The sequence below is a fragment of the Micromonospora sp. CNZ322 genome (genome assembly GCF_007827755.1).
In genome coordinates, this window is record NZ_VITD01000007.1 from 115,878 (window position 1) to 140,786 (window position 24,909).

Genomic DNA, 24,909 nt, shown 5'->3' on the forward strand with positions numbered 1-24,909 from the left:
CACAAGCGTTGCTTCCCAGAGGCGGAACGTTGCAGATAGACGCGGTAGACCAGCGGATCATTGCGTTACTCGTCGCGGACGCCCGTGCCTCCTACGCCGACATCGGTGCCCGGGTGTCACTCTCCGCCCCAGCGGTCAAGCGTCGCGTCGACCGGCTGCGCGCCACCGGCGTCATCAGGGGATTCACGGCCGTCGTTGACCCGGCCGCCGTCGGCTGGACCACGGAGGCCTTCGTCGAGTTGTTCTGCGCCGGCCGGACCACCCCGGCGCAGATCGGCGTCGCCGCCCGCCGACACCCCGAGGTGGTCGGCGCGTACACCGTCTCCGGGGAGGCGGACGCACTCGTGCACCTGCGCGCCGCCGACATCGCCCACCTGGAGGCGGCCCTGGAGCGGCTGCGTGCCGAGTCCTTCGTGACCTCCACCCGCAGCACCATCGTGCTCTCCCGGCTGGTCGAATCGCCCGGCGTCGGCCCGTCCGCCGGCACCTCTTGACCTCAACCCAGGTTGAGGAGATGGACTGACCCCGAGTGGGCGAGACAGCCCATCGGGGCCGAGGGGACTGCCATGCGGGCGATCTGGTTACGTGAGTTCGGCGGGCCCGAGGTGCTGATGCCCGGCCCCGCGCCCGACCCGGTGCCTGGCCCCGGCCAGGTGCTGATCGACGTCGCGCACGCGAACATCACCTTCATCGAGACGCAACTGCGCGCCGGTCACCCCGGCCCGTTCCGCCTCACCCCACCGCTGATCCCCGGCAACGGCGTCGGCGGGGTGATCACGGCGGTCGGGTCGGACGTCGACCCGGCGCTTACCGGGCAGCGGGTGGTCAGCGCCACCGGAGGTTCCGGCGGTTACGCCGAACGCGCGGCCGTTGACGCGTCGGCGACGATCACGGTGCCGGCCGGGTTGGCTCTGGACGAGGCGGTGGCGCTGCTGGCCGACGGGCGGACCGCCACCATGCTGATCGAGGCGGTCGGCGTCCGCCCAGGTGACCGGGTGCTGGTGGAGGCCGCGGCCGGCGGCGTCGGCAGCCTGTTGGTGCAGCTCGCGGCCCGGGCCGGCGCCCGGGTGATCGGCGCGGCCGGTGGGCGACGCAAGGTGAACCTGCTACCCGGCCTGGGCGCCGAGCTGGCCGTCGACTACCTGCTGCCCGAGTGGGCCGAGCAGGTCCGCGCTGCGGTGGGCGCTGTCGACGTGGTGCTCGACGGGGTCGGTGGTTCGGTGGCCCGGGCCTCCTTCGACCTGCTCCCTCCAGGCGGCCGGATGGTCAGCTTCGGGCTGGCGAGCGGGGAGTGGTCCCCGGTGTCGGCGGAGGCCGCCACGGCACGGCAGGTCACAGTGGTCCGCCCGGATGTGCCACCGGCCCGGCTGCGGGCGTACACCGAACAGGCCCTGGCGGACGCGGCGGCCGGTCAGCTGCGACCGCTCATCGGCCAGCGCTTCCCACTGGAACGCGCCGCCGACGCGCACGCCGCCATCGAGGTGCGCGCGACGGTCGGCAAGAGCCTGCTGGACGTGGCCTGATCAGGCTCAGAGGTACATGCCGGTGCGGTGCTCCGACTCGTCGCGCCGGACCGGCTTGTCACCCTCACCGAAGAACCGCTTGCCACCGAACTCGCCGTGCAGACGGTCGTCCAACTCGTCGGCGAGACCGGTCATCACCTGCACCGCCAGCATCAGATGGGTCGCCTGGAAGTTGCGGCCGAACACCGGGATGGAAGCCCACACCGTGTCGTCGGCGCAGTAGAGGCGGCCGATCGGCATTCGGTTCGTCAGCTCCGAGAGCTTGACGTAGAGCCGCTCAGTCGGCTCCACCTCGGTGAGCACCGGGGAGAAGACGTCCACCAGGGGCGGATTGTCCCGTACCCGTACGAAGACCATCGCCGAGCCGGCGCGGATGGTGATGTCGCCGTCCGAGTCGATCTGCAACCGGTCGGTGTCCGACTTCAACATCGTCGAGACCACGGTGCGGACCCGCTCGGCCAGGTCGAGCACGTCGTCCCGCTCGACCTGCGCGGCGGCCGCCTCGGCCAACGCCTCCTCCAGGTCCGCCTCGACGTCGGCGTCCGGACCGAACTCACTGCGGGCGGTGCCCAGCGGCTCCACGGCCAACGGCTCGCCCTCGGCGTCGTGCACCAGGTAGACGAGGAAGGCCGGGTGCGGAGCCCCGTAGACGTCCCGCAGCGTGCGGGAGAGCAGCGTGGCGACCTGGGTCGACTCGGCCGTCGTGGCGTTCAGCCCGAAGGAACCCCCGGAGCCGGCGACCACCCCGGGCGGGGACCAACCGAGCGCGACCATGTCCGCCACCGCGCCCCGGTCCAGTCGGTAGCCCGCCGGCAGAGCGGCGTTGCCGACCGCGCGGGCGGACAGCACCCGGTCCGCGTCCACGTCGACGCTTATCGAATAGACGGCGTCCCCGGTGCCGGAGGCGGTGGGGTCGAGGGTCACGTCGAGGTGCGCGCCGACGGGAAGTTCCCGCAGCCGTACGGCGAGCGCGCGGGCGAACTCCCGCCACGCCTCGGTCACCTTCGCCCGCAGGTCGGTGGTGCTGGGCTCGTCGAGCAGGATCGATTCCGGCGGCTCAGTCGAAGCGCCGGGTAGCTCACCGTGCGGCGCCGAGGGGTGGTCAGCCGTCATGATCGCCTCCGTCCGTCACGATCACCCTACCCACGCCGCCCGTGGGTCGAATCAGCCCGGACCGGGATCGGACAGCGGCGGTCAGAGGGCTGCCGGGTCCGTGGGTTCGGCACCCAGCTCGACCGGCCAGGCGGTGACCAGCGCGCTGAGCCGGGCCGCGGCGTCCGCCGGCTCCGCGCCCCGGCCAACCGCCAACCCGAAGAGGTACGCGGTGACCGGCGCACCCGGACGCAGCACCTGGTGGGCAACGTCCCGGGCCAGATCCAGCACCGCCGGCACCGGCACCGCGGCCGGGTCCAGATCCAACTCGGCGCACACCGCCGTGACCCAGTCGTCCATCACCGTCATCGCGCCCACTCCTCCGCCCGGCGTACGTCCTCGTCAGTGTCGCAGTCGAACCACGGCGGCGGGCCCTCGCCGGACCAGGCCACCTCCCGCACGACGAGACCGGCCAGCAACGCCCGGACCGGGGCTCCGGACAGACTGCCGCCCCGCTCGACCGTCAACCGCTGCACCGCTGCCCGCAGCGCGGCGACCCGCCAGACACCGCAGAGTGACTGCCGCCGCCCGTCCCCGTCCACGAAGCACGCCCCGTCCGGTCCCCGCTCGCCGTCGAGGCCGCTGTGGGCCGGCGGCGCCGGAGCAAGGCCACTGCCGGCCGGCGGCACCGGAGCAGAGCCGCTGCGGTCCGGCGGCGCGGGAGCAGAGCGGCCGCCCGCCGGTTCGGTGCCGGAGGTCTCCGGCTCGAGGTGCTTCAGCAGTTCACCGATCGCGGCCCGGGTGAGCAGCGGCAGGTCGGCGGCGAGCAGCGCGACCACGCTGACGTCGGCATCCAGCAGCGCCAGGCCAGCCGCCGCCGCCGCGACCGGCCCTCCGCCGGGCGGGTCCTCCCGGACGACCCGCACACCCGACGGCACGGCGTCGGCCGCACCGACCAGCACCCGCGGCGTCGCGTCGCTGACGGCGGCCAGCACCCGGTCACGCATCGATCGGCCACCGACCGGAAGCGCGGGCTTGTCGAGCCCGCCCATCCGTCGGGCGGCCCCACCCGCGAGCACCACGGCGGCGTACGTCCCCATCCGGCCACCGTAGCCGTGCCGGCGCTCGATCGTGCCGACCCCTCACCTCACCTCGGTGATCATGGAGTTATCGCTCGACTCACCGACGACACGCGCGGACAACTTCATGATCAACGCGCGGGGTTGGGGGTGGTTGGGGTTGGAGTGGGGTGGAGGATGGCGGGATGGGACGGGCAACTGATCGACGGGGCGTACTCCGGATCGACCTGGACGCGGCGACCGCCGGACGCGGATCCGTCCGCCGACCGGACACGCTCGCCGTCGAGGAGCCGCTGGAGATCCGGGTCGGCGCGGCCGGCCCAGGCCGACGCCGGCCGCTCGCCGTCACCATGCGTACCCCCGGTGACGATCTGGACCTGGCCATCGGGTTCCTGCTGACGGAGGGGCTGATCCGGTCGACCGACGACGTGTTGACCGCGCAACTCTGCGCCGGCGCGGAGACGCCGAACACGTACAACGTGGTGGACGTGGTGCTCGCCCCCGGCGTACCGGAACCGACCACCGACCCGTCCCGGAACTTCTACACGACCAGCTCCTGCGGGGTCTGCGGCAAGGCCAGCATCGACGCGGTACGCACCCGATCGCTCTTCCCGGTCGCGGCGGACCCGCTCAGCGTGCCGGCCACGCTGCTCGCCGAGTTGCCCGACCGGTTGCGCGCCGCCCAGCGCGGCTTCGATCGGACCGGTGGGCTGCACGCCGCGGGGTTGTTCACCCCCGACGGTGAGCTGGTGGTGCTCCGGGAGGACGTGGGCCGGCACAACGCCGTGGACAAGGTGATCGGCTGGGCCGTGCGGGAACGTCGACTGCCGCTCGCCGGGCACCTGCTGCTGGTCTCCGGAAGGGCCAGCTTCGAACTGACCCAGAAGGCGTGGATGGCGGGGTTGCCGCTGCTGGCCGCAGTGTCCGCCCCGAGCACCCTCGCCGTGGAACTGGCCGACGAGGCGGGGATGACACTTGTCGGCTTCCTGCGCGGGCGGACCATGAACGTCTACACCGGGCCGCACCGGATCACGGTGGAGCAGCCAGCCTGACCCGAGCGGCCCGTCAGCGACCGATCCGATCGATCAGGTCGAACAGGGCCAGCCGTGCGGCGGCATCACGGGCGATCAGGAAACCGGCGATGCCGAGGATCCAGCCCAACGCGCTGCCCGCCTTCGTGACGATCCAGTTGTTCAGGCGGGCCAGCACCGGCTCGACCAGTCGCGGGCGGGCCACCCTGGCACCCAGCAACAACACCGCCGGCAGCACCATGACCAGGCAGTACCCGGCAAGCAGCGCCACCACGCTCGCCGCTCCCACTCCCGAGGTGGCCAACAGACCCACCGCACCGAGGTACGGAAGCATGGTCGCCACCTCGGCAAGCGCCGCGAGCAGCGCGAGCCCGACCAACCAGCGGGCCGAGGAATCTCCGGCGGTGGCCCGGTCCCGCCAGCGCAAAACACCACCGGTACGGGGGCGCCGCTTGCCGTCGTAGCGGAAGCTGAGCGCCAGCATTCCCACGCCGAGGACGAGTTGTGCCCAGAGGACGCCCCGGTTGTCCAGGGCGCCGCCCAGCGCGTCGCCCAGCCTGCTGCCTCCCCAGACCAGTAGCAGCCCAACCGCGAGGTAGAACATCGCGATGGTGGCGAGGTAGCCCAGGATTCGCCGGACGTTGACCGGCCCGGGGGCGAGCAGCAACCAGACGGGGATGAAGAGGGTGCCGATGCTGGTGCTGTCGATCAACGCCAGCCCGGCCAGCGACAGCAGCAACTCGGGGGTCATGTCGTACCAACGCGGAGAACGGCCACGAGATCATTCTCCGGCGGCGGTGACCTGTCCGCGTCGGCCGTGGACAGGAGCAACGCGTACATCCTTCGACGGAGGCGTCGCCGGAGGACCCGTCACGCCAGGTTGAGGATGCTCCAGTTGGTGGGGAGCACCTTCGCCGCCACAGTGGGTTGCACTGTCGCGTAGTGCGCCTCGTGGGTGAGTGCCGCACGGGCGGCCTGGCCGAACGAGATGTCTCCGGCCGCGGCGCGGGCCAGCTTGCCGGTGTCGCGCACGTCCTCGGCGTCGAGCGGCAGCAGTCGGATCATCGGGGCAGTCATCATCAGGGCCAGTAGCGCGGCGTCGATCTCGTCGGCCACGCTCGCGAAGGCGACAGCCAGGCAGGTCGCGGGGATGGCCACCTGCCGACCCTCGTCGGCGACCTCCAGCATCAACTCCCCCACCGAGACGTTGCCCTCGATGTAAGCCGTCAACGCCGACGCGTCGAACACGACAGCGATCTGATCGCTCATCCGGCGCCTCCCAACATCCGGCGTCCCTCGGCCAGAGCGTCCGCAGGAATGGGCGTCGCCAGGCGCTCCCGCCATCGCGCCCGACCCGCCTCGGTCACCTCGATGCCTGCTCGCCGCAGCACCTCGTCGAGGTGCACGCGGGCCATCTGCACCCGTACCGCCGCGGTGATGGCGGCCGAGACGTTGGGCTGCTGGTCGAGCCAGTCCGCGACGTCGTCGGGGAGGCTCACGGAGCGCTTCACGGTCACGTCCGCCAGCCTATCAACCTCGGTAGCACCGGCGGTATTACCACGCGGACGGTGGGGCTGGTCAGCGGCGGCCACGTCGGCTCCGTCGGCGGGGCCGGATGACGCCGGGCATCCCGACCGACGGCCAGCCGTCCAGCTCGGCCGGGGGCACGCCCCGTCGGAGCAGGTCGTCCAGCAGCAGGGCGAGTGAGTAGTCGGGGTGCAGGCTCAGCGTGCGTTCGAGCGCGACCGCCGCCAACGCGCCCTGTCCGGCGCGCCAGGCGGCGAACGCCAGCAGCGCGCCCGGCGCCGCGGCCGCCTCCGGCTCGGCGCGGCGCAGCACGTCGGTCCAGAGGGCGATGTCCCGGTCCCGGCCGTCGGTGCGTTCCCACGCGTGATCGCGGACCGGCAGGTGGGTCATCAGCAGGCTCAACCAGGCCACCTCGTCGTCGTCGAGCCGCTCACCACGCCGCTGCCGGCGCTGGGCCTCGCGGACCGCCGCCACCCCGGCGGCGCGCAGCGCCCGCGCACCGAGCAGATCGCTCTCGGGTGCCTGCTCGACCAGCTCGGCCAGTCTCAGCTCGGCGCGGGCGGTGGCCGCGCGGGCCGCCTCCCGGGCCGGGCCGTCCACCGGTGCCACCTGCGCCACCAGGGCGCCCCGGTCGGGGAGTGCGACCTGACCGGCGAAGACCGCCGAAGCGGTCAGCCGGTTGACGGTCGGGTCGTAGCGGCGACCCTCGGGCGGGCAGCAGTCGGGCTCGGTGCAGAGATAGGACCACCAGCGGCCGTCGGTCACCCGCAGCGCGTCGAGCACGTGCAGCCCGAAGTCGTTGAGCGCGTCGCGCACCGCGTCCACGGCCGGGGTGACCCGCTCCGGTTGCCCGTAACCCACCACGGTGGCGGCCTCCGCGCCCTGCCGGCGGATCACACCGGCCAGGTGCCCGGCCAATCCGCCCAGCTCGGTCGGATCGGGCAGGTCCGCGCGGGCGGCGAAGACGATCTGTCGACCGACCAGCGCCACGGCGACCACGCTGTCGGTGGGATGGAAGCCGAGCAGGTACGGCACAGCGGCGATCAGGTCGGCTGGTGAGCGGACGGCGAGCTGAGGGCGTTCGGTCGAGGTCATGTCGGAAGCCTGCGGCGGGCGTACCGGGCCCTGCCACCCCTGTGGACGACACGCGACTTATCCACAGTTACTGAACGTGTTTCCCCTGCTCACGCCACACCTACGGGTGCGGAAAGAGCGCCGATGTCGTCGGGCGACACCTGGCTGTCGTAAGGAGCGGTTACCGTGCGCTGATGGACCTGGCGTACCTGCGCGCGCATCCGACACACCTCCCGACCTTCCGGACCCATCAGCGGCTCCGGGAGACGCCGGTCGCCGGTGGAAACATCTGCGCGGCCGCCCGGCTCACCCTCGACGACGGCCACTCCGTCTTCGCCAAGTCCTGGCCCGAAGGCGCCGACCAGCCGGCGCCGGAGGGTTTCTTCGCCGCCGAGGCCGCCGGCCTGAGCTGGCTGCGGGAGGCGGGCGCGGTCGGCGTACCCGAGGTGATCGTGGTGTTGCCGGAGCTGCTGGCGCTCGACTGGGTGGAGCCCGGCGAACCGACGCCGGAGGCCGCGGAGCGCTTCGGCCGGGAGTTGGCCGGGCTGCACCGGGCGGGCGCAACCGCCTTCGGTGCCACCTGGCCAGGGTTCATCGGCTCACTCCCACAGGACAACACCCCCACCGGCGGGCGCTGGTCGACCTGGTTCGCCGAGCGGCGCCTCACCCCCTACCTGCGACGCTCGGTCGACGGTGGCGCGCTGACCAGCGCCGATGCCGCTCTGGTCGAGCAGGTGATCGGTCGCCTCGACGGGCTCGGCGGCGACGAGCCGCCCGCGCGCATCCACGGCGACCTGTGGCCGGGCAACGTGCTGTGGGGGGCCGACAACCGGGCCTGGCTCGTCGACCCGGCGGCGCACGGTGGGCACCGGGAGACGGATCTCGCCCAGCTCGCCCTCTTCGGCGGCATCCCCCACCTCGATCGGGTGCTGGCCGCCTATCAGGAGAGTTGGCCACTACCGGACGGCTGGCGTGACCGGGTGCCAGTGCATCAGCTGCATCTGCTGCTCGTGCACACCGCACTCTTCGGCGTCAACTTCCGAGATGTGGTCGTCCAGACCGCCCGCGGCGTCCTGAGCCGGGCCGAGCGCGCTACGGTCGACAGGTGAGCGTCGCCCCGGGGACCGACGGCGTCCTCGTCGACCGGTACGGCCGTGTCGCCCGGGACCTGCGCGTGTCCCTCACCGACAAGTGCAACCTGCGCTGCACCTACTGCATGCCGGCGGAAGGTCTCCCCTGGCTGGCCGGCCCCGAGCTGCTGTCCGACGAGGAGATCGTCCGGCTGGTCCGGGTGGCTGTCGAGCTGCTCGGCGTGACCGAGGTGCGGTTCACCGGCGGTGAGCCGCTGATCCGACCCGGGCTGGTCGACATCGTGACAGCTGTCGCCGCCCTCGAACCCCGCCCCCGGGTCTCGCTGACCACCAACGGCATCGGCCTGGACCGACTGGCCCCGGCGTTGCGGGCGGCCGGCCTGGACCGGGTGAACGTCTCACTGGACACCCTGGACCCGGACCGGTTCACCAAGCTCACCCGCCGCCCCCGCCTCGACGCGGTGCTGGCCGGGCTCGCCGGGGCGGCGGCCGCCGGGCTCAGCCCCGTGAAGATCAATTCAGTGTTGATGCGGGGTGTCAACGAGGACGAGGCGCCGGCGCTGCTCCGCTTCGCCCTCGATCACGACTACCAACTGCGGATCATCGAGCAGATGCCGTTGGACGCCCAGCACGGTTGGGCTCGCGACACCATGGTCACCGCCGAGGAGATCCTGGCGTCGCTGCGTACCGTCTTCCATCTGAGCCCCGACCCGGCCGAGCGCGGCGCGGCACCGGCGGAGACCTGGCTGGTCGACGGAGGCCCCGCCCGGGTCGGTGTGATCGCCAGCGTCACCCGCCCCTTCTGCGGGGACTGCGACCGCACCCGACTGACCGCCGACGGTCAGGTCCGCGCCTGCCTCTTCGCCACCGAAGAATCGGATCTGCGCGCCGCGCTGCGCACCGGCGCGGACGACGACGAGTTGGCCCGGCGCTGGCGTACCGCGATGTGGGGCAAGCGCGCCGGGCACGGCATCGACGACCCCACCTTCCTCCAGCCGACCCGACCGATGTCCGCGATCGGAGGCTGAGCGTGGAGGGGCCAGCGCTGACCATCCGCTACTTCGCCGGCGCCCGCGCCGCCGCCGGCCGCGCCGAGGAGGCCATCCCCGCCGGGCGGTCACTCGACGACCTCACGGCCGAGCTGACCCAGCGCCACGGAGACCGGCTCGCCGGGGTGCTGCGGGTGGCGAGTTTCCTCGTGAACGGCGTCACCTGTCATGATCGTCAGGCACCCCTGCCGGCCGGGGCCACGATCGATGTCCTGCCCCCGTTCGCGGGCGGCTGAGGGAGGCGCACACATGATGGCGGTTCTGGGGTTCGTGGCTGTCCTGGCGCTGGTCACCGGTCTCATCCACCTCTACCTGTGGAAGCGACTCGTACGGGACACCACCACGCCGGGCCGTTGGCGACGGATCGGCGGGATCGCCGCCCTGGTGCTGGCCCTGCTCGTGCCGGTCACCCTCGCCGGGACGCAGGCCGGGCTCTACTGGCTCGCCTGGCCGGGCTATCTGTGGCTCGCGCTGATGTTCTACCTGCTGGTCGTACTGGTCGTGCTGGAAGTCCCGATGCTGGTCACCCGGCTGGTGCTGCGTCGCCGGGTGGTTGCCGCGGAGCCCACCACCGCCGCGCCCGAGCCGGTGCTGGTCGGTGCCGCCGGGCCGACCGAGCCACCGGCAGCCGGCGCCGTAGCGGCACCGGACCACGACCCGTCCCGGCGGTTGCTGCTGGCCCGTGGGGCGGCCATCTTCGCCGGCCTCACCGCCACCGGCGTCACTGGGTACGGCATCCGCACGGCGCTTGGCCCGCCGCATCTCGACCGGGTGCGGATCCCGCTGGCCAAACTTCCCCGCAGCATGGACGGTCTGCGCATCGCCACCGTCTCCGACATCCACCTCGGCCCGCTGCGCGGCCGGGCGCACACCGAGCGGATCGTCGCCGCGATCAACCGGCTCGACGCGGACATCGTCGCGGTCGTCGGTGACCTGGTCGACGGCTCCGTGGCCGAGCTCGGCTCGGCCGCCGCGCCGCTGCGCGACCTGCGCTCCCGCTACGGCAGCTTCTTCGTCACCGGCAACCACGAGTACTACTCCGGCGTGGAGGAGTGGGTCCAGGAGGTCGACCGGCTCGGTCTGCGGGTGCTGCAGAACCGGCGGCAGGAGATCCAGGCCCGGGGCGGTGTGCTCGACCTGGCTGGCGTAAACGACCTCACCGGGGCGGGCACCGGCCTCGCCGCCGGACCGGACTTCGCCGCCGCTCTCGGCGACCGCGACCCGAGCCGACCCGTGGTCCTGCTCGCGCACCAGCCGCTGGCTGCCAAGGAGGCCGCCCGGTACGGCGTCGACCTGCAGCTGTCCGGGCACACCCACGGTGGGCAGATGGTGCCGTTCAACCTGGCCGTCGGGCTGGAGCAGCCGGTGGTCAGCGGGCTCGGCGAGGTCGACGGCACCAAGGTCTACGTGACCAACGGCGCCGGTTTCTGGGGGCCGCCGGTCCGGGTCGGCGCGGAGCCGCAGATCAGTCTGGTCGAGCTGCGCTCGGCATAGCGGAGGTCACGTCCGCGCGTGGCGGCGGGTGGCCGGCGCGGCGGGCGTGACAGGATGCGGCGTGCCCCCGTTCAGCGCCGTACCCCCCGGTGGCCTACCGCCATTCGTCGCGGACCTGCACATCCACTCGAAGTACTCGCGCGCGTGCAGCCGTGACCTCACCTTGCCGAACCTCGCTTGGTGGGCCCGGCGTAAGGGCATCGGCCTGCTCGGTACCGGCGACTTCACCCACCCCGCCTGGTACGACCACCTGCGGGAGACGCTGCGCCCGGCCGAACCGGGGCTCTACCGGCTCGACCCGGAGGCGGAACGGGACATCGCCCGTCGGCTGCCACCCCGGCTCGCGCAGACCGCGGAGGCGGACCCGGTCCGTTTCATGCTGAGTGTGGAGATCTCCACCATCTACAAGCGGGACGACCGGACCCGCAAGGTGCACCACCTGATCTACCTGCCGGATCTGGACGCGGTGGCCCGGTTCAACACCGCGCTGGGCCGGATCGGCAACCTCGGCTCCGACGGCCGGCCGATCCTCGGACTGGACTCCCGCGACCTGCTGGAGATCACCCTGGAGGCCAGCCCGGACGGCTATCTGGTGCCGGCACACATCTGGACCCCCTGGTTCTCCGCGCTGGGCTCGAAGTCCGGCTTCGACGCGATCGCGGACTGCTACGCGGACCTGGCCGAGCACATCTTCGCCGTGGAGACCGGGCTCTCCTCCGACCCCGCCATGAACTGGCGGGTCGGCAGCCTGGACGGCTACCAACTGGTGTCCAACTCGGACGCGCACTCGCCGCCGGCGCTCGGCCGGGAGGCGACCGTGCTGACCGTCGAACGGGACTACTTCGCCGTTCGGGAGGCGCTGCGTACCGGTGACGGCCTGTCCGGGACGATCGAGTTCTTCCCGGAGGAGGGCAAGTACCACGCGGACGGGCACCGGCTGTGTGGGGTCAACTGGTCTCCGGAGCGCACCCGTGCGGCCGACGGGCGCTGCCCCGAGTGCGGCAAACCCCTCACCGTGGGCGTCCTCAGCCGGATCGAGGAGTTGGCGGACCGCCCGGACGGGCACCGGCCGGCACACGCCCGGGACGTCACCCACCTAGTGCCGCTGGCCGAGATCCTCGGCGAGATCAACAAGGTGGGTGCCCGGTCGAAGAAGGTCGAGGGACGGCTCAACGAGCTGCTGGCCACGCTCGGCCCCGAGCTGGAGATCCTGACCACGACGCCGCTGACCGAGATCGCGCAGGCCGGTGGTGAGCTGCTCGCGGAGGGCATCGGGCGGCTGCGGCGCGGCGACGTCCGCCGGGTGCCCGGTTACGACGGCGAGTACGGCGTGATCACGCTCTTCGACCCGGCCGAGTTGGGCGCGCAGGAGACGCTGTTCGACGTACCGGTGCCGGCGCAGCGACGACCCGCGGAGTCGGCTCCCCGGGTCCCGGCCAAGCGCCCGGCGGCGGCGAAGGCGGAGCCGAAGCGGAAGCCGGCCCCGGCGCCCGCGCCGCCGATCGCGTCGCCGCCGTCTCCGCACGAGCCGTTCGAGCCGATGCTCTCCGGCATGGAGGAGGTCGGCACCGGCCTGCTGGACCGGCTCGACGCCATGCAGCGGGTGGCCGCCTCCGCTCCCGGCGGTCCGCTGCTCATCGTGGCCGGTCCGGGCACCGGCAAGACCAGGACGCTCACCCACCGGATCGCGTACCTCTGCGCGGAGCTGAACGTCTTTCCCGAGCACTGCCTCGCGATCACGTTCACCCGCCGGGCAGCCGAGGAGCTGCGGCACCGGCTCGACGGCCTGCTCGGCCCGGTCGCCGAGGACGTCACAGTGGGTACGTTCCACGCGTTGGGGTTGACCATCCTGCGGGAGAACGCCGACGCTGCGGGTCTCCCGGCCGACTTCCGGATCGCCGACGACGCCGAGCGGGCGGCAGCACGCACCGAGGCCGGCGACGACAGCGCCGCGTACGTGTCGCTGCTGCGCAAGCAGGACCTGGTCGACCTGGACGAACTGGTGACCCTGCCGGTGGAACTGCTGCGGGCCGACCGGAAGTTGGTCGAACGGTACCGGGACCGCTGGCGGTGGATCTTCGTCGACGAGTACCAGGACGTCGACGAGGTGCAGTACGAGCTGTTGCGCCTGCTCAGCCCCGCCGACGGCAACCTCTGTGCGATCGGCGACCCGGACCAGGCCATCTACTCGTTCCGGGGCGCCGACGTCGGCTACTTCCTGCGCTTCTCCGAGGACTTCACCGACGCCCGACTGGTCCGGCTCAACCGCAACTACCGTTCGTCGGCCCCGATCCTGGCTGCCGCCGTGCAGGCCATCGCGCCGTCCTCGCTGGTCCGGGGTCGGCGACTGGACCCGGCCCGGCTCGATCCGGAGGCGCCGTTGGTTGGGCGCTACCCGGCGGCGTCCGTGGCGGAGGAGGCCGACTTCGTGGTGCGTACCGTCGACGATCTGGTCGGCGGGTTGTCGCACCGTTCGCTGGACTCGGGCCGCATCGACGGCAGGTCCACCTCGCTGTCGTTCTCCGACATCGCCGTGCTGTACCGCACCGACGCGCAGGCCGCCCCGATCGTGGATGCCCTGACCCGGGCGAACATCCCAGTGCAGAAGCGCTCCCACGACCGGCTGCGGGACCGGCCCGGGGTGGCCGCCATCGCCCGCGAGCTACGGCACGCCGACGGTCTGGCCGGCTCACTGGCCGCCCGTGTGCGGCTGGCCGGTCAGGTGGTCGCCGAGCGGTTCGCCGTGCCCACCCTGGATGGCGCCGGCAGCATGGTCCGTCCCGAGGACGTCCGCTCGGCCGTGGACCTGCTGACCCCGCTGGCCCGACGCTGCGGTGACGACCTGGAGGCCTTCCTGTCGCAGTTGGCCACCGGCGCGGAGGTGGACGCGCTCGACCCGCGTGCCGAGGCGGTCACGCTGCTCACCCTGCACGCCGCGAAGGGCCTGGAGTTCCCGGTGGTCTTCCTGGTCGGTGTCGAGGACGGGCTGTTGCCGTTGCGCTGGCCGGGCTCGACGCCCGACGAGGAAGCCGTCGCCGAGGAGCGCCGGCTCTTCTTCGTCGGCCTGACCCGAGCCCAGGACCGGCTGTACGTCAGTCACGCCGCCCGCCGCACCCGGCACGGCACCGAGCGCGACTGCGCACCTTCGCCGTTCCTCGGCACCATCGACCCCGGCCTCTTCGAACGCTTCGGCGAAGCCGAACCCCGTCGCCCCAAGGACCGCCAACTCCGCCTGATCTGACCCCCGGTCCTCCACGCACCACGCCCTGTCGATCTTGCACTTTCGGTCGTCGTTGCGCGTGGGATGCACCTTTATGTCGGCGCAGAAACTGCAAGATCGACGAAGCCGGGGGCGGGGTGAGGGGGCGGGGGCGTTCAGTCGAGGAGGACGGCGAGCCAGGCGCCCACCAGTAGGGCCGGGCCGAGGGGCAGCAGGGTGTTCCGGTGCACCCGCCGCGCGGCAAGGAGACCGAGCACCAGACCGCCGTGCAGCACGTGCGGCAGGAGCAGCCCGGCCAGCAGGGCGTCCCACCCCAACCAGCCGAGCGGCAGGCCGAGGACCGCGGCGAGTTTCACGTCCCCGAAACCCAGCCGTGAGCCGGGCAGCAGTGCCAGCAGCACGTGCGCCGCGCCCGCGGCCGCCGCACCTCCCAGCGCGCCGAGCAGCCGGCCGGGAGTGCCGGACAGCAGCGCCGCGGCGGTCAGCCCGCCGAGGGCCAGAAACCCGGCGACGAGCACCAGCGGGTCGGGCAGCCGCAGGCAGGCCAGGTCGACCCGCGCCAGCACCAGACCGACCGCCGCGACCGCGAGGAAGACCGGCAGCGCCGGGTCGTCACCCACGGCGACGGCAACGCCGACAAAGACGCTGGCCGCCACCATCGGGTCGACCCAGGGCCGTCGGACCGGCTGCGGCAGTGGAAACGCCCATGGCCGGACGTCCGCGGTGGCGAAGCGCCGCGACACCAGGGGTACGACGAGGCTGACCAGCGCGCCGAGCAGCGCGATCGACACCAGCGCGGCGGCCGACATGGGCCGGACGTTACTGGCGGTCGCGCTCCGGCGTGTCCCCCGATCGTGATCCCGTGCCCGCCTGACGCGGCCGTTCGGTGGTCACCACCAGGGCGACCCCGGCGACGATGACAGCACCGCCGAGCAGCACCTGCGGGGTGATCGGCTCGGCCACCAGCAGCGCGCCGAGCGCCACCGCGACCGCCGGGTTCACGTAGGCGTACGTCGACACCAGCGAGATCGGTGCGTTGTGCAGCAGCCAGACGTACGCGGTGAAGGCCACCAGCGAGCCGGCCACCATGAGGTAGCCCAGCGCCAACCAGGACCGGGTGCTCACCGCCGCCGGGTGGAAGTCGGCCAGTTCGCCCCGACCGGCGGCGAGGGCCACCAGCACCAGCGCGCCGGCCAGCATCTCGTACACCGTGGCCACGAACGGGTCAGCGGGCATCCGGATCCGTCCGGACAGGAACGACCCGACCGACCAGGAGGTGGCCGCCGCCACCACTGTCAACGCCCCGAGCAGCGGCACCGCGGCCGAACTACCGCCCGGCAGCACCAGCAGGATGAGGCCGACGAAGCCGAGGGTGACCCCGGCGAACGTCCAGATCGGCGGCCGGTCCCCGGTGGCCGAGCGCAACAGCACCACCAGCAGCGGCACCGTGGCCACCAGCAGCGCGGCGATCCCGGACGGCACCGCCACTCCCGGCGGCCCCGATTCGGCGAGCACCACCAGGCCGTTGCCAGCGGTGAGCAGGAGCACCCCGACCAACGCGGCCGAGCCGAGTTGCCTTCGGTCCACCCGCAGCGCGCCGGGGCCTCGACGCAGTCGCAGCACCACCGCCAGGACCAGGCCGGCCACGGTGAACCGGAGGGCGGCCGACAGCAGCGGAGGCATCGTCTCCACGGTGATCCGGATGGCCAGATAGGTCGACCCCCAGAGTACGTAGACCACGATCAACGCGGTCCAGATCAGGGTCGGCGTGCTGCTGGCACGACGGCCGACGAGGGCCGTGGTGCTCGGTGGAGGTGAGCTCATCAGTGGACCACGCTACGGTGGCCCCGGAGCCCGCGTCGCGCTTTGGTGGCCGGCCTCTCACCACTCGTGCAGGAGGGCGGCATGACGAACTACGGACAACCGGGGAGCGGCCACCCAGGGCCGTGGCGTGGGCAAAGACCCGACGAGACGCCCGGTCGACCGGCGCAGCAGCCCTACCCGCCCGCGTCGGAGCCCTACCCGCCGGCGGTCCCGTCGTACCCGCCCGCACCGCAGGGACGACCCGGGCCGTACGGCGGCCCACCCAACCCGCCCTACGGTGCGGCGCCCGGCGCGCCCTACGGTGGCGGGACGGACACGCCCTACGGCCACGAGCCCCGCACGCCCTACGGCGGCTCGTACCAGCCGACCCCGCCGACCCCGCCGTACGGCGGGCAGCCGTACCGACCCGACGACCCGTACGGCGAGGATCCGGCACCGAGCCGGCGCGGTCGGGGGCCGCTGATCGCGGTACTGGCCGTCGTACTGCTGGTGGTGGCCGTCGCCGGGGTGTTCTGGTTCCGCCGCGGGCAGAACGACCCGGCACCGGCGGCCGCGCCGAGCAGCTCGGCCGTTGCCGGTGAGCCCAGCGCGGACGCGGTCGAGCCCGCGCCGAGCGCGGCCGCGCCGGAGTCGTCGGCCGATCCCCGGTTCGCGAAGGTCGGCCAGTGCGTCCGCAACGACGGCACCGCCGGCGGCAAGCCGAAGCTGCTGATCAGCGGCTGTACCGCGAAGTCGTACGAGGTGCTGAGCCGGATCGACGGCCCGACCAGCGGCGAGCGGGACGCCGAGGCCAAGTGCGGCAAGGTCGAGGGCTACACGAACTGGTATTTCTTCGACAGTGAGCTGGACACTCTCGACTTCGTCCTCTGCCTCAAGCAACGCTGAGACCACCCACCCCCGGGGATGACATGACGACCTACGGACCTGCGGGTTCCGATCAGCCGGACGATCCGTACCAGCGCACGCCCAGTGGGCCTGACAGCTCACCACCGGTCGACCCGACAGTGCCCCAGTGGAGCACCCCGCCGCCCGGTGACGACCCGACCCGGCAGCAGTGGGGTCCGCCGCCGACCGGCGCGGAGCCACCGACGGCACCGATGTGGGCGCCGCCGCCCACCAACCCGGAGTCGCCGACCACACCGATGTGGGCGCCGCCGCCCACCTCGGGCGCGGGTTACCCACCGCCCGGGCCGTTCCCACCGGCGGGGCCGTACCCACCGGCGGGCCCGATGCCCGGTCAGCCGGCCGGGCCGATACCGGGTCAACCACCCGCGCCCTGGGGTCAGCAGCCCGCCGGCGGATACGGGATGCCGCCCGTCGCGCCGGCGAAGAAGACCGGCCGCAACGTCGCTCTCATCATCACGGTGGTGGTGCTGCTCGTGCTCTGTCCGTGCCTCGGCCTGGCCGGATGGGCGGTCTGGAAGGTGGCCGACGCTGGCAGTGACGCGGCGCGTACCCCGTCGACGAGTGCCCCTGACGTTCCACCCGCGCTGCCCAGCGACGCCCCGACGTCGGCCGCCCCGACTCCGGGCGAGGAGTTCGCCAGGGGTGACTGCGTGGTGAACGACGGTAGTGAGACCGACGCGGAACTCCGCAAGGTGCCCTGCGGCCCGAACACCTATCAGGTGCTGCTGCGAATTCCGGCGACCACGGACGGCGACCGGTGCGAGACGCTCGCGCCACAGGCGACCGCGAACTACGTGCACGACAACTCGGTCGATCTGTTCGACTACGTGCTCTGTATGAAGAAGCGTTAGTCCGATCTGGCCGATCGATGGTCCCGATTGCCAAAACTAGGGCTGTCTAGCGTCCACGCTAGACAGCCCTAGTTTGTGCTCGACGGGCTCAACACGCCGGTAGCCCCATCTATCCATGTCTAGCCTCGCAGCTAGATGGCCCGATAATCTGCGATGCGTGGATCCGGTCCGCAACCCGTACGCGCCGGGCGCCGGTCAGCGTCCGCCCGAACTTGCCGGGCGGGGGCGAGAGCTTGACGTCTTCGACATCGTGCTCGAGCGCATCGCCCGGGGCCGACCCGAGCGCAGCCTGATGCTCACCGGGCTACGTGGCGTCGGCAAGACGGTCCTGCTCAACACCCTCCGGTCCCAGGCGATCAACCGGCTATGGGGCAGCGGCAAGATCGAGGCTCGACCGGACCAGTCGTTGCGCAGACCTGTCGCCGCCGCGCTGCACATGGCGGTCCGGGAGCTCGCCCCCCGCCACCGCGCACCGGACCGGATCGACGCGTTCCTCGGCGTCCTCAAGGCGTTCGCCCAGCGGTCCAACCCGACCGGCCGGGCCGGTGCGGCCACCAAGCTGCGCGACCGGTGGCAGCCCGGTATCGACGTGCCGGCCGCCAGCGGCCGGGCCGACTCCGGCGACATCGAGATCGACCTGGTCGAACTGTTCAGTGACGCCGCCGCCGTGGCCAGCGACGTCGGCACCGGTATCGCCATCTTCATCGACGAGATGCAGGATCTCGGCCCGGAGGACGTGTCGGCGCTCTGCGCCGCCTGCCACGAGCTGTCCCAGCTCGGCGCGCCGCTGATCGTCGTCGGCGCCGGCCTTCCGCACCTGCCGGCCGTGCTCAGCGCCGCCAAGTCGTACTCCGAACGGTTGTTCCGCTATCAACGCATCGACCGGCTCGACCGGATCGCCGCCGACCGGGCGCTCTGCGCACCCGCCGAGCGCGAGGAGGTCGAGTACGAGCAGAAGGCACTCGACCTGCTCTACGAGAAGTCCGGCGGCTATCCCTACTTCGTCCAGGCGTACGGCAAGGCCACCTGGGACCACGCGCCACGCTCGCCGATCACCGCCGCCGACGTGCGGGTCGCCGCGCCCGAGGCGGAGGCCGAGCTGGCGGTCGGGTTCTTCGGTTCCCGGTTTGAACGGGCCACTCCCGCCGAACGCGAGTACATGCGGGCGATGGCCATGATGTCCGCGGTCGAGGGCGAGCCCGGCGCTGTGGTCCGCGACGACATGGACGCCGCGGTGCCCACCGCGGAGATCGCCCGTGCCCTCGGCCGCAAGCCGGCCAGTCTGTCCCCGGCCCGAGACGCGCTGATCAAGAAGGGGCTGATCTACTCCGGTGAGCGGGGCACTGTCGCCTTCACGGTTCCGCACTTCGGCCGGTACCTGCGGACGCAGCCGGCCTGAGACCAGGTCAGACCTTCGACCAGGGTGCCGGAAAGAGCACCTCACCGCGCGGCGGCGGCCCCTCCTCGCTGGTGGACGGCGGCAGCACCAGCGCCTGCCAGGGTTCACCGAGGCCGGCCCACGGGCCGGTCAGGCCCAGTTCACTCGCCGGGCCGAACCCGAACCGGCGGTAGAAGACCGGGGCACCGAGGACGACGACGAGCCGCTCGCCCAACTCGGTTGAGGCGTCCAGGGCAGCCTGCACGACCGCCGTGCCGTGCCCGACACGCTGTCGGTGCGGCGCGACAGCCACCGGGCCGAGGGCCAGGACGGGCACGTCCGAGCCTCGCTCTGGCCGCAGCCGCACCCGGGTGAGCAGCGCGTAACCGACCACCTCACCGCCGTACTCGGCGACCATGGCCAACTCCGGCAACCAGGCGGTGGTGTCGCGTAGCTCGTCGACCAGGCTGACCTCGGGCGGTGTCGCCACGTCCGGGCGGGCGAAGGCGGCGGCCAGTACGCGGCGGACCGGTCCGGCGTCGGCCGGGTCCTCGGGGCGTAGCCGCAGCGTGGTCACCCGCGCGACGTTACCCGCCAGCGCCCGTCCATCCGTGACGGTCGCTCGATTCGGCGTGGCGTACGTGTACGAACACCAATCCGATCCTGCGGTTGACGGGGTAGCAAACGTCGCGACGGGGTATGACTGATCCATGACGCCCGTACGTTCCCTCGCCCGCGCCATGCTGAGCGGCATCTTCGTGGTCAGCGGGTATCGCAACTTGCGCGACCCCGGCCGGCTCGCGGTGGCCGCCAAACCGGTGACCGACAAGGTCGCACCAGTGCTGAAGAAGGCGCACCCGAGCTTCCCCACCGAGACCGAGACCTTGATCCGGCTCAACGCGGCCGTGCAGGTCAGCGCCGGTCTGATGCTGGCCACCGGCCGGTTCAGCCGACCCGCGGCGCTGGTTCTGGCCGGCACGCTGGTCCCGGTGACCATCGCCGGGCATCCCTTCTGGAACAACGACGACCCGATCGCCAAGAACAACAATCAGATTCATGTCCTGAAGAACCTCGGGCTTCTCGGCGGTCTGCTGCTCGCCGCGGCGGACACCGGCGGCAAGCCGGGTCTGCGGTGGCGGACGGGCCATCGCATCGGCCACTCTCGACGTTCCATGCAACGCGCCGTCCGGACCGCCCGCCGCGAGGCCCGAATCGCCGTCCGCTCCGCGTCCACCGCACGTCGACTCCCCGGCTGACCTGCGTCGATCCGTCTCCGTCCCACCCACACCCCTCGCTAAGGCCACGAATTACCTGAACCACCCGGTAGGCGTTAACGCGGTGGAAATGTCAAAAACATGTGTGGGATCGGACACGGTCGCATAACGCGGGAGGCACTGACGTGAGGCGCCGTTCTAGGCTCCGTGCAGGACCTGGACGGGTAGGACGACCTTGGTACGGGGGTGGCCACGCCATGCCGACGGATGTCGGTAGACGGGCGGACCGCCTCGCCCCAATCCAACGTGTGACACGCGGGATCGACCGCGTGACGCGCGGGATCGATCGCAGGAACGTCGTACGGGGCGCCATCGTGGCCGCCGTCGCCTATGCCGCATGGCTTGCCATCGGCACCTTCGGGCGGCCGTACAACTTCTTCGACATGAAGATCTACCACGGTGCCGTGGTGTGGTGGGCGAGCGGTCACGAGCTCTACGAGTTCATCGCGCCCGAAACCACACTCGGGTTCACCTATCCGCCCTTCGCCGGGCTGGTCATGCTGCCGATGGCGCAGCTGCCGATCGGCGCGGCCGGCCTGGTCAACGCCGCCGCCAGCATCGCCGCCCTGGCGCTGGTGCTGGCCGGGCTGCTCCGACCCATCGTGGACCGACTGGGATGGCCACTGTGGTTCACGGTGGCCCTGGCGGTGCCGCTCGCCGTCGCCATCGAGCCGGGTCGGGAGACGCTCGGCTACGGCCAGGTCAACATCCTGCTGTTCGCCTTGATCATGGCTGACCTGATCGGCCTTCGCTGGCGGTCCCGCCGGGGCACCCACTACGCCGCCACCGACGGCCCGCTGCTGCGCTTCATCTACGGCGGGGCCTGGGCGGGGGCCGGTATCGGCCTCGCCACCGCGGTCAAGCTCACCCCGGCGCTGTTCATCGCCTACCTGCTGATCACCCGTCAGTGGCGGGTGGCGGCCACCGCCATCGGCACCACGATCGGCGTGACGTTGGGGACCTTCGCGATCGTCGGTGACGAGTCGCGGACCTACTTCGGCAGCGTGCTGTGGCAGACCGAACGGGTCGGCGCGGCGGACATGACTCCCAACCAGTCCCTCGCCGGCCTGCTCGCCCGGCTGTACGACTCGATCGAGACCCCGGGGCTGCTGTGGCTCGCCTTCTCGGTGCTGGTCCTGGCGCTGGGCCTGTCCCGAGCGGCCAGTTCCCGCGCCGACGGTGACGAGCTGACCGCCTTCACGTTGGTCGGTCTCACCGCGAACGTGATCAGCCCGATCTCCTGGACGCACCACCTGGTCTGGGTGATCCCGGCGATCATCGTGCTGGCCGACGCAGCCGTGCGTCGCCGCGAGGCGAGCCGGGGGATGCCGCAGCGCACCGGCCAGGGGGCGGTCTTCGGCGGTCTACCCGGGGTCAACGGGCTCCGCCCGCCGATCTGGTACCCGACGCTGACCGGGCTCCGCCACGGCTTCGCCGCGATCGGGCTCTACCTGCTCTTCCTGATCTCCCCGATCTGGCCGTACGAACACCAACTGCCCGAGATGTCGCACTACCAGGACGGCCTGTTCGGGGCACTGATGGAGAACTCGCTCGCGCTCGCGCTGATCGTGCTGGTCGCCGCGCTGCCCTGGCGGCCAGGCGCAGAGCCGGCGTTCTACGGCGACCGGCTCGCCCGGGCCGTGGTCAACGGCCGTCGCTGAGCGGTCAGGGGCAGTTGACCCATTCCTCGGTGCCGTCGGTGAAGACCTGCCGCTTCCAGATCGGCAGTCGCGCCTTGACCTCGTCGACCAGTCGGGCACAGGCCGCGAAGGCCGCCGCCCGGTGCGCGGTGCTCACCGCGGCGACCAGCGCCACGTCACCGATCACCAGGGGGCCGACCCGGTGCGAGACCGCCACCGCGTAGACATCGGGCTCCGCGGCGATCTCGGCTGCCACCTCGCGCAGCACCTGTGCGGCACTCGGGTGCCCCTCGTACTCCAGGCTGGTGACCTGGCGACCGTGGTCGTGGTCGCGGACCACACCCTGGAACGACACCACGGCGCCGGCCCGGCGGTCGGCGACCGCCGCCTCGTGCGTGGCGAGGTCGAGCGGCTGGTCGGTGACCTCGCCGAAGGTGATCGCTGGTGCGGTCACGATGCACGCTCCCCGGGAAACAACGGCAGTGGCACGATCGGCACCCGGTCGCCCGGCTCACCGCTGGTGCCGGGTCGGATGACCGCGAACCCGTCCGCGCCGGCCAAGCCCCGCAGCATCGCCGAGCCGACGTGACGAACCGGGAACGCGACGCCGGCGGACCGGTCCAGTCGGACCAACGCCAGGTGGGTGTGGTCACCGCGACCGGGCACCGCCTCGGCCAGCGTGACCTGCGGCAGCACCGGCATCGACCGGCCCTGGAGACCGGCGAGCAGCGGGGCGACAAGCGACACCAGCGCCACGATGGCCGACTGCGGGTTGCCCGGCAGCCCGGCCACGAACCGGGCTCGCCCGTCGGGGCCGGTCAGCCGGGCCAGCAGCATCGGGAAGCCCGGGCGGACCGCCACCGTGTTGACCACGTAGTCGGCGCCGAGCGCCTCCAGGGTCGGGTGCAGGTGGTCGACCGGGCCGTTCATCGTGCCGCCGGTGGTGCAGACCAGATCGGCGTGGCCCAGCGCCGAGCGTAGGGCCGCCACGTGCGCGGGCAGCGTGTCAGCCACCGGGCCGACCACGTCGGATGGGCGGACCTGGCAGCCGTACCGTCGCAGCCAGGCCGGCACCGCAGGGCCCAGCGCGTCACGGATGCGACCTGCCGCGGGCGGGCCCGCCGTCAGCAGTTCGTCGCCGAAGACCAGCAGCGCGGCGCGTGGCGCCCGCCGGACCCGCAGCGTGTCGTGCCCGCAGGCGGCGGCCAGGCCGATCACCGCCGGGTCGACCGGCGTGCCGGCCGGCAACAACTCCTCATCGGCGTACGCCTCCTCGCCGGGGTTCCGCCACTCGGGCGTCTTCCGGGGAGTGCCGCTGATCAGGCCGGTGGTGGATGCGGCGGACTCCTCCACGCGGAGTACGGCGGTGGCGCCCTCGGGCACCATCGCGCCGGTCGCTATCTCGACGGTGGTGTCGTCCTCGGTGAGCGGCGCGGGGGTGCTGCCGGCCAGGACCCGGCCGACGACGCGCCACGGCCCACTGCCGCGCACCGCCCAGCCATCCACGCTGGAGGTCGGGAACGCCGGCAGGTCAGTGCGGGTGGTCAACGGCTCGGCCAGGGTCGACCCGTCCGTGTCGACAAGTGGTCGGGCGGCGGCGGGCAGCGCGGCGGCCAGACCGACCGCGTAGACCCGCGAACGGGCTTCTTCCCACCCGGCTGGCGGTGGGGCGGTGACCCGATCCGCTGTGGGTGCGGTTTCCGTGCTCACCGACCGAGCCTATCGGCACGGACCGACACCCGCCCGGGCCTGGCGCGCACCGGTCGGTGGTCGCCACCGCGAAGCGGTCAGTGGTCGCCACCGCGGAGCTGGTCGACGGTGTGCCCGAGGATCGGCCCGAGAACGGCCAGGCCATCCCGGGCACCGCCGGTCGAGCCGGGCAGATTGACCACCAGCATCCGGCCGGCGACCCCGGCCAGGCCCCGGGACAGCACCGACGTCGGCACCCGGTCACGACTGTGCGCGCGGATCGCCTCGGCGATGCCGGGGATCTCGTAATCCAGCAGGCCCCGGGTCACGTCCGGTGTCCGATCCGTCGGGGTCACTCCGGTGCCACCGCTGGTCAGCACCACCTCGACACCATCGGCGCGGGCGGCCCGTAAAGCGTCGCCGACCGGCTCACCGTCGGGCACCACCACCGGGTCGTCGACCTGGCAGCCCAGCTCACGCAGGCCGGCGACGAGCAGCGGCCCGCTGGTGTCGGCGTAGACACCGGCCGCGGCCCGGTTGGAAGCGACGATCACCCGAGCCCAGATCACGGCCGGTCCTCCGGACGGACCCACTCGCCGGTCTTGCCGCCCTCCTTGCGCAGCACCCGGACCGCCTCCACCGAGGCCGCCGGGTCGACCGCCTTGACCATGTCGACCAGGGCGAGACCGGCGACAGCAACCGCCGTCAGTGCCTCCATCTCCACCCCCGTCCGGTCTGCCGTGCGGGCAGTGGCCGTGATCTCCACGGTGTCGGCGGTCAGCCGTAGGTCGACGGTGACACCGTGCAGGGCGATCGGGTGGCAGAGCGGGATCAGATCAGGAGTGCGCTTGGCCCCCATGATCCCGGCGAGCCGCCCGACGGCCAACGCGTCACCCTTGGGCAGCCCGTCGCGATGCAACAGGTCGATGACCTCGGGCGTGGTCCGCAAACGGCCGGCCGCGACGGCCAACCGACCCGTCACCGCCTTGGCAGAGACGTCGACCATACGGGCCGCGCCGGCGCGATCGACGTGGCTGAGCTGCGCGGGTTCGGTCACGGTCGTGAGCCTATCGGTGCGGTACGACGGCGGTCGGAAGGAGCGGCGTCACACTGACGACGCACCGGGTGCTGACGGCGCAACGGTCCCGACGCCGCTCCTCCCTCACC

General features: G+C 72.4%; 26 protein-coding genes and 1 pseudogene. 13 read left to right on the forward strand and 14 right to left on the reverse strand.

Annotated elements, in window-relative coordinates:
• Nucleotides 1-29: 29 nt before the first annotated feature.
• Entirely contained in the window at nucleotides 30-494 is a 465-nt protein-coding gene (locus FB453_RS18315) for an Lrp/AsnC family transcriptional regulator (RefSeq protein ID WP_030331732.1), read from the forward strand.
• A gap of 72 nt (nucleotides 495-566) precedes the next feature.
• Complete coding sequence (locus tag FB453_RS18320) at nucleotides 567-1,523, forward strand: zinc-binding dehydrogenase (RefSeq protein WP_145791827.1); 957 nt, start codon at nucleotides 567-569, stop codon at nucleotides 1,521-1,523.
• A 6-nt stretch (nucleotides 1,524-1,529) separates the two neighbouring features.
• Here FB453_RS18320 and FB453_RS18325 read toward each other — a convergent pair whose 3' ends face one another.
• The 3 genes from FB453_RS18325 to mobA all read right to left on the reverse strand — a co-directional run bounded on the left by FB453_RS18325 (nucleotide 1,530) and on the right by mobA (nucleotide 3,715).
• A complete protein-coding gene (locus tag FB453_RS18325) occupies nucleotides 1,530-2,636 on the reverse strand; it encodes a T3SS (YopN, CesT) and YbjN peptide-binding chaperone 1 (RefSeq protein ID WP_112583882.1) in 1,107 nt (368 codons plus the stop codon).
• An 81-nt stretch (nucleotides 2,637-2,717) separates the two neighbouring features.
• Nucleotides 2,718-2,984 carry a DUF6457 domain-containing protein gene (locus FB453_RS18330; protein ID WP_145791830.1) on the reverse strand — a complete coding sequence of 89 codons (267 nt, stop codon included), beginning with the start codon at nucleotides 2,982-2,984 and terminating at the stop codon, nucleotides 2,718-2,720.
• Complete coding sequence (mobA, locus tag FB453_RS18335) at nucleotides 2,981-3,715, reverse strand: NTP transferase domain-containing protein (RefSeq protein WP_145791832.1); 735 nt, start codon at nucleotides 3,713-3,715, stop codon at nucleotides 2,981-2,983. The genes FB453_RS18330 and mobA overlap by 4 nt, the downstream gene beginning before the upstream one ends.
• A gap of 164 nt (nucleotides 3,716-3,879) precedes the next feature.
• Between mobA and fdhD the strand changes: the two genes are divergently transcribed.
• The gene (gene fdhD, locus FB453_RS18340; protein WP_112724981.1) at nucleotides 3,880-4,746 is read left to right on the forward strand and encodes a formate dehydrogenase accessory sulfurtransferase FdhD; all 867 of its coding nucleotides are present in this window, start codon (nucleotides 3,880-3,882) and stop codon (nucleotides 4,744-4,746) included.
• A gap of 13 nt (nucleotides 4,747-4,759) precedes the next feature.
• Here fdhD and FB453_RS18345 read toward each other — a convergent pair whose 3' ends face one another.
• The 4 genes from FB453_RS18345 to FB453_RS18360 all read right to left on the reverse strand — a co-directional run bounded on the left by FB453_RS18345 (nucleotide 4,760) and on the right by FB453_RS18360 (nucleotide 7,347).
• Complete coding sequence (locus tag FB453_RS18345; RefSeq protein ID WP_145791834.1) at nucleotides 4,760-5,476, reverse strand: GAP family protein; 717 nt, start codon at nucleotides 5,474-5,476, stop codon at nucleotides 4,760-4,762.
• 119 nt (nucleotides 5,477-5,595) lie between these two features.
• Nucleotides 5,596-5,994, reverse strand: coding sequence for a hypothetical protein (locus FB453_RS18350; protein WP_145791836.1), 399 nt, complete (start codon nucleotides 5,992-5,994; stop codon nucleotides 5,596-5,598).
• Nucleotides 5,991-6,242: a hypothetical protein gene (locus tag FB453_RS18355; protein WP_112583887.1), complete on the reverse strand. Its 252-nt coding sequence runs from the start codon at nucleotides 6,240-6,242 to the stop codon at nucleotides 5,991-5,993. The genes FB453_RS18350 and FB453_RS18355 overlap by 4 nt, the downstream gene beginning before the upstream one ends.
• A 61-nt stretch (nucleotides 6,243-6,303) precedes the next feature.
• Nucleotides 6,304-7,347 (reverse strand): DUF4192 domain-containing protein, encoded by a 1,044-nt coding sequence (locus FB453_RS18360; protein ID WP_145791839.1) that lies wholly within the window; start codon nucleotides 7,345-7,347, stop codon nucleotides 6,304-6,306.
• A 173-nt stretch (nucleotides 7,348-7,520) separates the two neighbouring features.
• On the opposite strand from FB453_RS18360, the gene FB453_RS18365 reads away from it, so the two are divergent.
• From FB453_RS18365 to FB453_RS18385, 5 genes are all read left to right on the forward strand, one after another.
• Nucleotides 7,521-8,435 carry a fructosamine kinase family protein gene (locus FB453_RS18365; RefSeq protein WP_145791841.1) on the forward strand — a complete coding sequence of 305 codons (915 nt, stop codon included), beginning with the start codon at nucleotides 7,521-7,523 and terminating at the stop codon, nucleotides 8,433-8,435.
• Entirely contained in the window at nucleotides 8,432-9,445 is a 1,014-nt protein-coding gene (gene moaA / locus FB453_RS18370; protein WP_145791843.1) for a GTP 3',8-cyclase MoaA, read from the forward strand. The genes FB453_RS18365 and moaA overlap by 4 nt, the downstream gene beginning before the upstream one ends.
• 2 nt (nucleotides 9,446-9,447) lie before the next feature.
• Nucleotides 9,448-9,702, forward strand: a complete 255-nt coding sequence (locus FB453_RS18375) for a MoaD/ThiS family protein (RefSeq protein ID WP_145791845.1) — start codon at nucleotides 9,448-9,450, stop codon at nucleotides 9,700-9,702.
• A 13-nt stretch (nucleotides 9,703-9,715) separates the two neighbouring features.
• Entirely contained in the window at nucleotides 9,716-10,960 is a 1,245-nt protein-coding gene (locus tag FB453_RS18380) for a metallophosphoesterase (protein ID WP_145791847.1), read from the forward strand.
• Between the two features lie 61 nt (nucleotides 10,961-11,021).
• Nucleotides 11,022-14,201 carry a UvrD-helicase domain-containing protein gene (locus FB453_RS18385; RefSeq protein WP_145791849.1) on the forward strand — a complete coding sequence of 1,060 codons (3,180 nt, stop codon included), beginning with the start codon at nucleotides 11,022-11,024 and terminating at the stop codon, nucleotides 14,199-14,201.
• A gap of 134 nt (nucleotides 14,202-14,335) precedes the next feature.
• Here the strand turns inward: FB453_RS18385 and FB453_RS18390 are convergent, their stop codons facing one another.
• Both FB453_RS18390 and FB453_RS18395 read right to left on the reverse strand, forming a co-directional pair.
• Complete coding sequence (locus tag FB453_RS18390) at nucleotides 14,336-14,989, reverse strand: prepilin peptidase (protein WP_145791851.1); 654 nt, start codon at nucleotides 14,987-14,989, stop codon at nucleotides 14,336-14,338.
• Between the two features lie 10 nt (nucleotides 14,990-14,999).
• A complete protein-coding gene (locus tag FB453_RS18395) occupies nucleotides 15,000-16,004 on the reverse strand; it encodes an EamA family transporter (protein WP_186718375.1) in 1,005 nt (334 codons plus the stop codon).
• Nucleotides 16,005-16,406: 402 nt separating this feature from the next.
• Here FB453_RS18395 and FB453_RS34945 point away from each other — a divergent pair.
• The 3 genes and pseudogenes from FB453_RS34945 to FB453_RS18410 form a co-directional block, all read left to right on the forward strand.
• Nucleotides 16,407-16,889, forward strand: a pseudogene (locus FB453_RS34945) (LppU/SCO3897 family protein); the annotation flags it as partial.
• Nucleotides 16,890-17,311: 422 nt separating this feature from the next.
• On the forward strand, nucleotides 17,312-17,761 hold the full coding sequence (locus FB453_RS18405; protein ID WP_145792145.1) for an LppU/SCO3897 family protein: 450 nt from the start codon (nucleotides 17,312-17,314) through the stop codon (nucleotides 17,759-17,761).
• A 157-nt stretch (nucleotides 17,762-17,918) separates the two neighbouring features.
• Nucleotides 17,919-19,160, forward strand: a complete 1,242-nt coding sequence (locus tag FB453_RS18410; RefSeq protein WP_091396677.1) for an ATP-binding protein — start codon at nucleotides 17,919-17,921, stop codon at nucleotides 19,158-19,160.
• A gap of 7 nt (nucleotides 19,161-19,167) precedes the next feature.
• Here the strand turns inward: FB453_RS18410 and FB453_RS18415 are convergent, their stop codons facing one another.
• The gene (locus FB453_RS18415; RefSeq protein ID WP_091396674.1) at nucleotides 19,168-19,716 is read right to left on the reverse strand and encodes a GNAT family N-acetyltransferase; all 549 of its coding nucleotides are present in this window, start codon (nucleotides 19,714-19,716) and stop codon (nucleotides 19,168-19,170) included.
• A gap of 133 nt (nucleotides 19,717-19,849) precedes the next feature.
• On the opposite strand from FB453_RS18415, the gene FB453_RS18420 reads away from it, so the two are divergent.
• Both FB453_RS18420 and FB453_RS18425 read left to right on the forward strand, forming a co-directional pair.
• Nucleotides 19,850-20,395 carry a DoxX family protein gene (locus tag FB453_RS18420; protein WP_112583895.1) on the forward strand — a complete coding sequence of 182 codons (546 nt, stop codon included), beginning with the start codon at nucleotides 19,850-19,852 and terminating at the stop codon, nucleotides 20,393-20,395.
• 215 nt (nucleotides 20,396-20,610) lie between these two features.
• Nucleotides 20,611-22,074, forward strand: a complete 1,464-nt coding sequence (locus tag FB453_RS18425; protein ID WP_112583896.1) for a glycosyltransferase 87 family protein — start codon at nucleotides 20,611-20,613, stop codon at nucleotides 22,072-22,074.
• A gap of 4 nt (nucleotides 22,075-22,078) precedes the next feature.
• Here FB453_RS18425 and FB453_RS18430 read toward each other — a convergent pair whose 3' ends face one another.
• The 4 genes from FB453_RS18430 to moaC all read right to left on the reverse strand — a co-directional run bounded on the left by FB453_RS18430 (nucleotide 22,079) and on the right by moaC (nucleotide 24,799).
• Nucleotides 22,079-22,507: a molybdenum cofactor biosynthesis protein MoaE gene (locus FB453_RS18430; RefSeq protein WP_091396665.1), complete on the reverse strand. Its 429-nt coding sequence runs from the start codon at nucleotides 22,505-22,507 to the stop codon at nucleotides 22,079-22,081.
• Entirely contained in the window at nucleotides 22,504-23,763 is a 1,260-nt protein-coding gene (locus tag FB453_RS18435; RefSeq protein ID WP_112583897.1) for a molybdopterin molybdotransferase MoeA, read from the reverse strand. The genes FB453_RS18430 and FB453_RS18435 overlap by 4 nt, the downstream gene beginning before the upstream one ends.
• 77 nt (nucleotides 23,764-23,840) lie before the next feature.
• Entirely contained in the window at nucleotides 23,841-24,311 is a 471-nt protein-coding gene (locus tag FB453_RS18440; RefSeq protein WP_145791855.1) for a MogA/MoaB family molybdenum cofactor biosynthesis protein, read from the reverse strand.
• Complete coding sequence (gene moaC, locus FB453_RS18445) at nucleotides 24,308-24,799, reverse strand: cyclic pyranopterin monophosphate synthase MoaC (RefSeq protein ID WP_088987073.1); 492 nt, start codon at nucleotides 24,797-24,799, stop codon at nucleotides 24,308-24,310. Before moaC ends, FB453_RS18440 begins: the two co-directional genes overlap by 4 nt.
• Nucleotides 24,800-24,909 lie beyond the last annotated feature (110 nt).

Coding starts and splice junctions, on each gene's coding strand:
- FB453_RS18320 (WP_145791827.1), top strand. CDS start 567: ATGCGGGCGATCTGGTTACGTGAGTTCGGCGGGCCCGAGGTGCTGATG.
- FB453_RS18325 (WP_112583882.1), bottom strand. CDS start 2,636: ATGACGGCTGACCACCCCTCGGCGCCGCACGGTGAGCTACCCGGCGCT.
- FB453_RS18330 (WP_145791830.1), bottom strand. CDS start 2,984: ATGACGGTGATGGACGACTGGGTCACGGCGGTGTGCGCCGAGTTGGAT.
- mobA (WP_145791832.1), bottom strand. CDS start 3,715: ATGGGGACGTACGCCGCCGTGGTGCTCGCGGGTGGGGCCGCCCGACGG.
- fdhD (WP_112724981.1), top strand. CDS start 3,880: ATGGGACGGGCAACTGATCGACGGGGCGTACTCCGGATCGACCTGGAC.
- FB453_RS18345 (WP_145791834.1), bottom strand. CDS start 5,476: ATGACCCCCGAGTTGCTGCTGTCGCTGGCCGGGCTGGCGTTGATCGAC.
- FB453_RS18350 (WP_145791836.1), bottom strand. CDS start 5,994: ATGAGCGATCAGATCGCTGTCGTGTTCGACGCGTCGGCGTTGACGGCT.
- FB453_RS18360 (WP_145791839.1), bottom strand. CDS start 7,347: ATGACCTCGACCGAACGCCCTCAGCTCGCCGTCCGCTCACCAGCCGAC.
- FB453_RS18365 (WP_145791841.1), top strand. CDS start 7,521: ATGGACCTGGCGTACCTGCGCGCGCATCCGACACACCTCCCGACCTTC.
- FB453_RS18380 (WP_145791847.1), top strand. CDS start 9,716: ATGATGGCGGTTCTGGGGTTCGTGGCTGTCCTGGCGCTGGTCACCGGT.
- FB453_RS18390 (WP_145791851.1), bottom strand. CDS start 14,989: ATGTCGGCCGCCGCGCTGGTGTCGATCGCGCTGCTCGGCGCGCTGGTC.
- FB453_RS18395 (WP_186718375.1), bottom strand. CDS start 16,004: ATGAGCTCACCTCCACCGAGCACCACGGCCCTCGTCGGCCGTCGTGCC.
- FB453_RS18405 (WP_145792145.1), top strand. CDS start 17,312: ATGCCGCCCGTCGCGCCGGCGAAGAAGACCGGCCGCAACGTCGCTCTC.
- FB453_RS18420 (WP_112583895.1), top strand. CDS start 19,850: ATGACGCCCGTACGTTCCCTCGCCCGCGCCATGCTGAGCGGCATCTTC.
- FB453_RS18425 (WP_112583896.1), top strand. CDS start 20,611: ATGCCGACGGATGTCGGTAGACGGGCGGACCGCCTCGCCCCAATCCAA.